We start from the raw sequence: 7,950 nt of genomic DNA, 5'->3' as shown, positions 1-7,950 counted from the left end.
CGTGAACGACGCAGAAGGCGGGTTATGATGAATACATTTTTCGTCCACTTATTGCCCTCTGCAACCGTGCGAACACGTATAGGCTAGCACAGTCGATACCATGGTCAATTTCTACAGAATCGCGAGTGTTACGGAACTCGTTGATTCGCGAATCAGAATGAGTGTCCTCAAACTGGTCATCTGTGTCCGATTATTGGCCTGAAACTTTATCGGGAGACCCAACTTGTAGGCGGGCGATTTATTCGTCACAGTCTCGCGCATGATCATGACGCCGGAATCGCGGATCTACGTGGCTGGTCATCGTGGTTTGGTCGGAAGTGCGATCTGGCGGGAATTGGCACGGCAGGGCTTCGCTAATCTAATCGGCAGAACACGCGCCGAACTCGATCTTCTGCGCGCGGAGGCGGTTGAGCAGTTCTGCCTGATGGAGAAACCGGAATACATATTTGTTGCCGCAGCAAAGGTGGGAGGGATCAAAGCCAACGATTCGGAGCCCGTCAATTTTCTTTATGAGAATCTGCAGATTCAAAACCACCTGATCCACGGCGCATACAAGGCCGGGGTGAAAAAACTACTTTTTCTCGGCAGCTCCTGCATTTATCCCAAGATGGCCGAACAGCCGCTGAAAGAGGATTCCCTGCTGACAGGGTCGTTGGAACCCACCAATCAATGGTACGCCATCGCCAAGATCGCGGGCATAAAATTGTGCCAGGCTTATCGCCGACAATTCGGCTGTGACTTCATCAGTGCGATGCCCACCAACCTTTATGGGCCGAACGACAACTTCGACCTCGAAACCTCGCATGTCCTGCCCGCGTTGATACGAAAATTCCACGAAGCAAAGGCTGCCAAGGCTTCGATGGTCACGTGTTGGGGCACAGGTTCACCGCTGCGCGAGTTTCTTTATGTGGATGACCTGGCCCGCGCCTGTGTTTTTCTCATGCAGAACTACAGTGAGGAACAGTTCATCAACGTGGGTTATGGCCATGACGTAACCATTAGAGAACTCGCCGGGTTGATCAGGCAAATAGTCGGGTTCCGTGGTCAAATCGCATGGGACAAATCCAGGCCCGATGGCACCCCGCGAAAGTTAATGGACAGTTCGCGTCTGTTCGCGATGGGTTGGAAGCCTCAGATCGACCTCGCAACGGGGATTCGCCTGGCTTACGAGGATTTCTTGAACAAATTGCCGCCGCAAAAATGACCTGCGGGAAGCCGACCGGCAGGCGTTCCATCAACCCGCAACCTTGATCCGGCCTTCTCGATGGTCCTTGAGGAGCTTGATGTCCGCGTCCACCATCAGCCGGACCAGATCGGCAAATTTCGTCGCCGGCTCCCAACCCAATTTACGTTTCGCCTTGCTGTAGTCCCCGATCAATACCTCCACTTCCGCAGGCCGATAATAGCGCGGGTCGATTTCCACGTGCTTCCTCCAGTCCAGGCTCGCGTGGCCGAAAGCGGCATCCAGAAAATCTCGTATTGAATGCGTCTCGTTGGTGGCAATGACGTAATCATCCGATTGGTCCTGCTGGAGCATCAACCACATGGCTTCGACATATTCCTTTGCGTAGCCCCAATCGCGCTTCGCGTCGAGGTTGCCGAGATAAAGCCTGGTCTGCAAACCCGCCTGGATGTGGGCGACTGCCCGGGTAATCTTGCGCGTGACGAAAGTTTCGCCGCGCCGCGGCGATTCGTGATTAAACAAAATCCCATTGCTGGCGTGCAACCCGTAGGATTCCCGGTAATTGACAGTGATCCAATAGGCATACACTTTCGCGCATCCATAGGGGCTGCGCGGGTAAAAGGGCGTTTTCTCCGTCTGTGGAATCTCGCGCACTTTCCCGAACATTTCGCTGGACGAAGCTTGATAAAACCGCGGCTTGATACCCGTCTCTCGAATAGCCTCCAGCAGTCGTACTGCGCCCGTGGCGGTAATGTCAGTCGTGTATTCAGGGCTGTCGAAACTCACCCGCACATGGCTTTGAGCGGCCAGGTTGTAAACCTCGTCCGGTTGGATTTTGCCGATCAACCGCGCCAGCGCACTTGCGTCGCTCAGATCGCCGTAATGCAGAAACAGGCGGGACTGGCTGGCATGGGGGTCGGCGTAAATCGGATCCAGCCGCCCTGTGTTAAACGTGCTCGCCCGCCGGATGATACCGTGAACCTCGTAGCCCTTGGACAATAGCAACTCGGCCAGGTAGGATCCATCCTGGCCGGTAATCCCGGTGATCAGCGCTTTTTTGGCCATGCTGCGTGGGGAAGAGATTTGAAAAGATCGCGCGCGATAGCAAGCATGGAAAGGCGGAAGCTCGCCCGATGAATATTGAGTCGCCGGTTTACCACCAGCGGGCAAATGCTTCTCCGCCGCCGGATCGCGCCGGTTCACGGCGGACGTCCCTGACCGTATCAAGACTTCGTTTCATTTTTCGCCTTTCTCGCCAGTTTGACCAACTCCCAATAGGGAGCTGCGTAGCCATTCCGCCTCTTGAATCCATCGGCCAGCACGAGCAGGCGCGCCTTGATTGCGGCGTGCCTTCTCGAAAATGCCTTGTGCCTCACCGCAGCAGTGGCGCTCATGCCTTCGGGGATGAGACCTGCCCGCCCAAACACGTTCATCGCAAGGCTGTATCCTTTTGCCAACCGCGCGAACGGGAGCATGAGCCGCGGGTAACCCAGTTGTTCCCCGGCATCGGCACCCTCAAGCATCACGTCGATCACTGCGTTGTCGGCGTGGTCCTGAAACAGCACGCCGGGGTCGCGCCATTCAGCAACGACGGAGAGCTGCGGGTCGTACTCCAGATCCGAAGGTTCCTGAGTTTCAAAAAATTTCGCACCGAAAGCAGAGAGCCACGTTGTTATCCCCCGCGACGACAGGTGTGAAATCCCCATCCAGAGCCGGATTCCCACCCGTTCGTAAGCCGCCGAAGCGACTTCCGAGCAGAATTGTTTCGCGTGGTCGTGGTAATTCATTTCAAAATCATAAGGAATATGGCGGCTCTTTGCTTCCTGAAGCGCCCACGAAGCGACCTTGTGCGGCAACTGCGGGTCGGACAACAGCAAGGGCAGATCGGCCCGCAGGCGCAGCGCCATGACGCGCAGCTTTTTGTCGGCCAGATAGTCTGCAAGCGAGGAAACCACCACGCCTCGTTCGATGTGTGCTTCGATGACTGAAAGGCCACGGCTCTTTTCGTCCGCGTGAACAAGCGCGACGTGCGAAAAATTCCCGGGAAAATCGTTGCCCCGGGCGATCAAGGCGGACGTCGGCGCGCCGCCACGCGAGACAAGGATGTCTCCACTGTGAAGGGCTACCCCTAGAATCTCGACGGAAGGGGTTTGCGATGGTTCATCCCCGCCATCGACGATCGGCGGCCAGGCCTTGTCCGGCGCTTGTAACATCAATTCTTCAAGCGCGGCCCGCCCGCCGTAAATGAGGCGATACGTCGTCTGCCGGGCTTCGACCGAATTCATGTCCCAATGCTTCGACTGATTCTTTACGGCAACACGCACCCGGTTGAAAAGGCGGGCAAAGTCGGGCAGTCGTTTCGAGCAGGCACCAATCATCGGCGCCAGCTGGAGCAGGTTCGTTTCGAGCAGGCCGAATTTTGGGTCGTCGGGAGCACGTCGTTCCGCGCTGATTTCATCGATCAAACGGATTGCTTTCAAAAGTGCCGAGTCGATTCCTCCGGCAAGGCTGTCGCACCCGACGGCGCGTGCGTCCTTGAATTGCGTTTCGAGCGACGCCCAGTAGGCGTCCCGGTTCCACGCGAACGGCGTCTGGTTTGTGCCCGCGGGCAGGACAGGGTCGGGGTCGGGAATGAGAAGCAACAGGTAAAAAACCATCAGTGAGACTGCCAATCCCGAAAGTCTCCGCATGAACATGGATCCGGTCCTGGTTGGCTTCATTCGTCGAAGGCTTTTCCCGGAATCACGCAGGCGATTGCCGCGGCGGCAGTCTGCATGAATGGCGCGGAAACTCAAGCTGATCATACGAAAGCTTGCGCAGCGAGGCTGCCGTCCTACAATCGAGGCAATCAAATTTACAATCCGGCCGGGACGAAGACCATGAACCACGTTCAAGAAACCTTGGTGCTTATTAAACCTGATGCGCTGGAGCGCGGCCTGGCCGGGGAAGTCATCCGTCGGTTCGAATCCGCAGGCTTGAGGATTGGCAACGCGCGTCTGGCCACGCCTTCTCTTTTGATGGTTGAAAAGCACTATGCCGATCTGAAATCTAAAAACCCCCGTGCATTCGACCGGAACACCCGTTATCTGGCCCGAAAAAACGTCCTCGCTCTTGTCCTCTGCGGTGTGAACGCCATCGCGAAGGTGCGGACGTTGATCGGCTCGACGGAACCGGCGGCGGCGCCACCGGGAACGGTCCGCGGTGATTTCAGTTCGGACACGATCAAATTTGCCGATTCCCAGGATAGGGGATTATACAACCTCGTTCATGCGGCCGACTCGCCAGGCTCCGCCCGGCGCGAAATCAAGCTTTGGTTCGGATAGGCACGCGACCGGCCCGACGATGATGAAGCTTTCGCCTGACGAACTCAACGCGTTGCGGAAACTGAGCACACCGACGGTTTCAAACGCCATTGAGCTGTTTGACGTACGTCCGCGCAACCGGGGTTTTATGTCACCTGAGATACGGAGCCTGTTTCCGGAGTTCGGGGTGATGGTCGGTTATGCCGTGACCGCGCGATTTGCCGCCAGAGAACCGGGGGTACAACCCGCGTCACGCCACGATTTCTGGAAGCGCATCCTGGAATTCCCGGAGCCGCGCGTCGTCGTGATGCAGGACCTCGATGAACCGCCGGGTGTCGGCGCCTATTTTGGAGAGGTCCAGACCAATATACACCGGCGTCTGGGCTGTGTTGGCGTCATCACCAACGGCCATGTGCGCGACCTCGACGAAGTTCATGCGCTGGGCTTCCAGTATTTTGCCCGGAGCGTTTGTGTCTCCCACGCCTGGGTGCATCTGGTCGATTTCGGATCGCCAGTCGAAGTCGGTGGAATGACCGTTTGCTCCGGCGATCTGATTCATGCGGACCAACATGGTGTGTTGATCGTCCCGGCGAATATCGCGCGCCAGATTCCGGAGGCTGCGGAGAACGTGGCCCGACGCGAGCAGCGCATCATCGCGCACTGCCAGGCCGCGGATTTCTCGCTGGAGGAATTAAAGCGGCGAGTGGAAGCCGATTAGGGCCGCTTCAGGTTTACTTGGAAGGCGAGGAAGGCGAAACCTCCTTTGAGGATGTGTCGCCGTCCTGTTTGTTCCCATCGAGGTCTGATTGGGATTCAACGCGCCGGATGAAGGAGTGAACAACCATCAGAAAAGCGGCCACTAGAATCAATACGGCAATAAACACCATCAGGTCACCGAAGCCTATGGCAGGACTCGTCATAACAAGTCTTATGCGAATTGCGGTTCAATCTGAACCAGCCATCGTTCCGTCAAGTCGTCAAGTGTTTCGGACGAGCGGGGGTTCGGGCAGTCTTTTCCCACCGTCGATTTCGTAATTGCTTGACCATTCCACATCGGCTCCGCATTTTCGCCGCGTGCCAAAGAAGCTCTTCTGCGTCTTCCTGGTGGCAGTTTTCGCGGCAAAGGTTCAGGGCGCCGAACCCGAACGGTCCGTCGTCCAGATCATGACCTTCAGCCAGCAGCCGGATTGGGATGCGCCCTGGCGGTTTGATCCCGTCCGTCGCAGCAGCGGCTCGGGTTTCTTTATCAAGGGCAAACGCATCATGACCAACGCCCACGTGGTGAGCTGGGCCCGACAGATACTGGTGCACCGCTACCAGGATCCCCGTCCCTACCTCGCGCACGTGAAATTTGTCGCGCACGACTGCGACCTCGCCCTGCTCGAGGTCGAGGACGAAGGCTTCTTCAGCGGTCTTGAACCCCTCAGGTTCGGTGATCTGCCCCCGGTCCGCTCGTCCGTCGTAACCTGCGGTTACCCGGCCGGAGGCGAACAGATTTCCTACACACGCGGGGTGGTGTCGCGGATCGAGTTGCAAAACTACGCCCACAGCAGCAATCGCGCGTTCCTCACCGTTCAGACAGATGCCGCGATCAATCCAGGAAACAGCGGCGGCCCGGTCTTGCAGGACGATCTCGTCGTCGGCGTCGCGTTCCAGGGAATGCCCGGCCTCGAGAACACCGGCTTCTTCATCCCGCCGCCCGTCATTCAGCACTTTCTTAGGGACATCGAAGACGGCCGCTATGGCGGTTTTCCCATGGCCGGCATCCGTGTGGTGCCGCTGCAGAATCCCGCGTACCGCCGGTACTTGAAACTTCCGGACAACGACGCAGGAGCGCGCGTGGACAGCCTGCTGCCGATCGCGACGACGGAGAAATTGATCCAGCCGGACGACGTGCTGATGCGCGTGGGCAAGTACGACGTCGCCAGCGATGGAACCGTGTTGTACGAAGGGAACCGCGTTTCCGCGTCGGCGGCGTTTCAAACCGCCCAGCGCGGGGAGAGTCTGCCACTGAGAATCTGGCGGCAGGGAAAGGAGACCGAAATTTCGCTGCCAATGAACGTCTATGAAGGCGACCGATCCGTGGGGAATCAATACGACGTGCTCCCGCGTTATTTTGTCTATGCCGGACTCGTGTTCACTCCGCTAAGCCTTGATTACATGAAGACCCTCGGACAGGGCTGGCGCGATTCGGCCAATGCCGAGTTGATTTACGAGTTATACTACCGGCGCAACGAGACGCCGGACAGCGCGCGGCTCGAGCCCGTGGTGCTCGCTTCAACGCTGGCGCATCCGGTCAACGCGAATTTTAAGATCTCCCATCACGCGCTGGTGGACAAAATCAACGGCGTGCGTATCAACCGGCTCGAAGATGTAGTGCGCGCCTTTGAATCCGCAACGAACACGCATCACGTCATCGAATACGTTCCCAATCACGCGTTCGAAACGCTGAACCGCGCCGCCGCCGAAACCGCGCAGGCGGAAATCCTGAAAACCTACAGCGTCCCCCGTGACCGCCGGCTATGAACTCTCCCGGCGCCAAGGGTTTCTCGTTTTTTCTGTTGGTCGCGACCGTTGCAGGTCGCGGCGGCGAGCCCGCCAGGAAAGCCACTGGCGACTGGGAGCGCTCGCTCGTCAGCGTCGAAATCAATCGCAAGCAGTACGATTATTTTCAACCCTGGACCAAACGCGTTCAGACCGTCGTCAAAACCGGTCTGCTTGTCGGACCGCGCGAAATTCTCACCACCGCCGACAGCCTTGATGGCCGAACGCTTGTCCGCGTGCAGAAGGGCGGGCGCGGCCAGTGGTGGAATGCCGAAGTCAAGTGGGCGGACTATCCGGCCAACCTGGCCGTCATTACCAGCGCGGAGGACCGGTTCTGGAGCGGACTCAAGCCCGTCACGCTGGCCGACCCGGTGAAGAAGGACGGGGACATCCAGATTCTCCGTTGGCGTGCGGGAAATCTTGAAGTGCGCAAGGCCGAGTTCAACCGTTTCACCGTCAGCCGCGCCAACATGAGCGACGCCGTGCACGTGCAGCTTGAGCTGAACTCGGAAATCGACGGCGTCGGCTGGTCGGAGCCTGCCATCATCGGAAACAAAGTGATCGGTCTCGTGTTCGGCCAGTCGGGAAACCAGTTGCAGGTGCTCCCTTCGCCGTTTGTTCGTTCGATCATTGCCGCGCGAAAAAAGGGCCGGTATCCCGGCCTCGGCTATTTTGATTTCACCTGGCAGCCCGCCGAAAACCCGGAGACCCTGGATTACCTCGGGCTCGAAGGGGAAAGGCGCGGCGTTGTGGTGATTGACGTCCCAGCGAAGCCGGGCACTCAACCGGTGCTCAAGCCGCGTGACATCCTGCTGCAAGTGGACGGCTTCGACATCGACATGCAGGGCGATTACGTGGACCCGGACTACGGCCACCTTCTGCTCGAGAATCTTTCGACGCGCAACAAATGGGCCGGCGATC

Annotated in this window: 7 protein-coding genes; 5 read left to right on the top strand and 2 right to left on the bottom strand. The window is 58.1% G+C overall.

All coding sequences use genetic code 11. From position 1 onward, the window contains the following. The first annotated feature begins 265 nt into the window (after positions 1-265). Positions 266-1,204 carry a GDP-L-fucose synthase gene (locus tag VN887_07320; GenBank protein HXT39816.1) on the top strand — a complete coding sequence of 313 codons (939 nt, stop codon included), beginning with the start codon at positions 266-268 and terminating at the stop codon, positions 1,202-1,204. 30 nt (positions 1,205-1,234) lie between these two features. Here VN887_07320 and gmd read toward each other — a convergent pair whose 3' ends face one another. Together gmd and VN887_07310 are read right to left on the bottom strand one after the other, a co-directional pair. Then, positions 1,235-2,248: a GDP-mannose 4,6-dehydratase gene (gene gmd, locus VN887_07315; GenBank protein HXT39815.1), complete on the bottom strand. Its 1,014-nt coding sequence runs from the start codon at positions 2,246-2,248 to the stop codon at positions 1,235-1,237. A gap of 158 nt (positions 2,249-2,406) precedes the next feature. Continuing rightward, positions 2,407-3,903 carry a YiiX/YebB-like N1pC/P60 family cysteine hydrolase gene (locus tag VN887_07310; protein ID HXT39814.1) on the bottom strand — a complete coding sequence of 499 codons (1,497 nt, stop codon included), beginning with the start codon at positions 3,901-3,903 and terminating at the stop codon, positions 2,407-2,409. A 159-nt stretch (positions 3,904-4,062) separates the two neighbouring features. Here VN887_07310 and VN887_07305 point away from each other — a divergent pair, with 159 nt between their 5' ends. From VN887_07305 to VN887_07290, 4 genes are all read left to right on the top strand, one after another. After that, on the top strand, positions 4,063-4,506 hold the full coding sequence (locus tag VN887_07305) for a nucleoside-diphosphate kinase (GenBank protein HXT39813.1): 444 nt from the start codon (positions 4,063-4,065) through the stop codon (positions 4,504-4,506). A 19-nt stretch (positions 4,507-4,525) separates the two neighbouring features. Further along, positions 4,526-5,203: an RraA family protein gene (locus VN887_07300; protein HXT39812.1), complete on the top strand. Its 678-nt coding sequence runs from the start codon at positions 4,526-4,528 to the stop codon at positions 5,201-5,203. A gap of 356 nt (positions 5,204-5,559) precedes the next feature. Further along, positions 5,560-7,011 (top strand): trypsin-like peptidase domain-containing protein, encoded by a 1,452-nt coding sequence (locus VN887_07295; GenBank protein ID HXT39811.1) that lies wholly within the window; start codon positions 5,560-5,562, stop codon positions 7,009-7,011. Beyond that, positions 7,008-7,950 (top strand): hypothetical protein (locus tag VN887_07290; protein ID HXT39810.1); only part of this gene is annotated, 943 nt, incomplete at its 3' end. The genes VN887_07295 and VN887_07290, both read left to right, overlap by 4 nt.

Source organism: Candidatus Angelobacter sp., from assembly GCA_035607015.1.
GTDB lineage: Bacteria > Verrucomicrobiota > Verrucomicrobiia > Limisphaerales > AV2 > AV2.
The sequence above is the reverse complement of the archived record's forward strand: the minus strand, read 5'-3'. Positions and strand labels throughout refer to the sequence as shown.

Coding starts and splice junctions, on each gene's coding strand:
- gmd (HXT39815.1), bottom strand. CDS start 2,248: ATGGCCAAAAAAGCGCTGATCACCGGGATTACCGGCCAGGATGGATCC.
- VN887_07305 (HXT39813.1), top strand. CDS start 4,063: ATGAACCACGTTCAAGAAACCTTGGTGCTTATTAAACCTGATGCGCTG.
- VN887_07320 (HXT39816.1), top strand. CDS start 266: ATGACGCCGGAATCGCGGATCTACGTGGCTGGTCATCGTGGTTTGGTC.
- VN887_07310 (HXT39814.1), bottom strand. CDS start 3,903: ATGAAGCCAACCAGGACCGGATCCATGTTCATGCGGAGACTTTCGGGA.
- VN887_07300 (HXT39812.1), top strand. CDS start 4,526: ATGATGAAGCTTTCGCCTGACGAACTCAACGCGTTGCGGAAACTGAGC.